General features: G+C 71.9%; 2 protein-coding genes. Both read left to right on the top strand.

What is annotated here, in order from left to right:
• A partial coding sequence (locus ACR0B3_RS23890; protein ID WP_480811226.1) for a Trm112 family protein occupies positions 1-168 on the top strand: 168 nt, incomplete at its 5' end.
• 160 nt (positions 169-328) lie between these two features.
• Positions 329-1,479, top strand: a 1,151-nt coding sequence (locus ACR0B3_RS23895) for a 3-deoxy-D-manno-octulosonic acid transferase (protein ID WP_480811225.1), incomplete at its 3' end; no start/stop codon positions are given.

A 1,479-nucleotide genomic window follows, 5' to 3' on the forward strand; every position in this document is an offset into this window, starting at 1 on the left:
GAGTTCGACCGCCACATGCTGGAATCGCTTGACTGCCCGGTGACCCGCGCGCCCCTGACCTACGACGCCGAGGCGCAGGAGCTGATCTCCCGCGCCGCCCACCTGGCCTTCCCGATCCGCAACGGCATCCCGGTGATGATCGAGGACGAGGCGCGCAAGCTCGACTGAGCCCCCGCGCCGCCCTGCCGGACCGCGCCGCGGCGACCCCGGCCCACCGGCCTGCATCCCATGCTGCCTTGAACGCCCCATGTCCGCCCCTTAGGCTGCGCCGCGACCCCAGCCCGGAGCCCCCCGTGATCCAGCCCGCCTCCAACCCGCGCCACACCCCATGAGCGCCGCCTTTCCCCGCTCCGCCGCCCTGTGGCTCTACCTTGCGGTGAACGCGCGGCTCACCGGCTGGGCCGAGCGCAAGATCGCCGAGCGTCGCGAGGCCGGCAAGGAAGACCCCGACCGCTACGGCGAACGTCTCGGGCGCCCCGGCCTGCCCCGGCCCGACGGCCCGCTGATCTGGATGCACGCCGCCAGCGTGGGCGAGGCGCTCTCGGTGCAGGAACTGATCCGCCGTCTGCGCGAGGAACGCCCCGACACCACGATCCTGCTGACCACGGGCACCCGCACCTCCGCCGAACTGCTGGCCACCCGCCTGCCCCAGGGCGCGATCCACCAATTCGCGCCCGTGGACACCAAACCGGCCATCGCGGGCTTTCTCGACCACTGGAAACCGGACCTCGCCATCTGGATCGAGAGCGAGCTCTGGCCCCGCATGATCCACGACACCGCCGACCGGGGCATCCCGATGATGCTGATGAATGCGCGCATGTCGCCCGACAGCTACCGGCGCTGGCGCTGGATGCGCGGCCTGTCCCACGCCCTGCTGTCGCGGTTCCGGCGCATCCTGGCGCAGGACAAGGACACCATGCGCCTGCTCGCCCGGCTCGGCGCGCCCCAGGACCGCCTCCGCACCATCGGCACCCTGAAGGAAGGCGCGCAGCTCCTACCCTACTCCCAGACCCAGTACGCCTCCTTCCTCGACGAGATCGACGGCCGCCCCCTCTGGCTCGCCTCCTCCACCCATGCGGGCGAGGAGGAGATGATGAGCGACGCGCATCGCAGCCTCGTGCGCCGGATGCACCGGCTCCTGATGGTGCTCGTGCCCCGCCACCCCGAGCGCGGCCCCGAGATCGCCCGCGCCCTGCGCGCCGAAGGCTGGGAGGTCGCTTTGCGCAGCGACGACGACAGCGTCGATCTCGACACCCAGATCTATGTCGCCGACACCCTGGGCGAGCTGGGCCTGTGGTACCGCCTCGCCCCGGTCAGCTTCATCGGCGGCTCCCTCACCGAGGTCCGCGGGCACAACCCCTTCGAGCCCGCGGCCCTCGGCTCCGCCATCGTCCACGGGCCCCATGTGTTCAACTTCGCCGATATCTATGACCGGCTGACCCAGGCCGGCGGCGCGCGGCAGGTGGACGGGCCGGTCAC

It is taken from the genome of Ruegeria sp. CE9, from assembly GCF_056537425.1.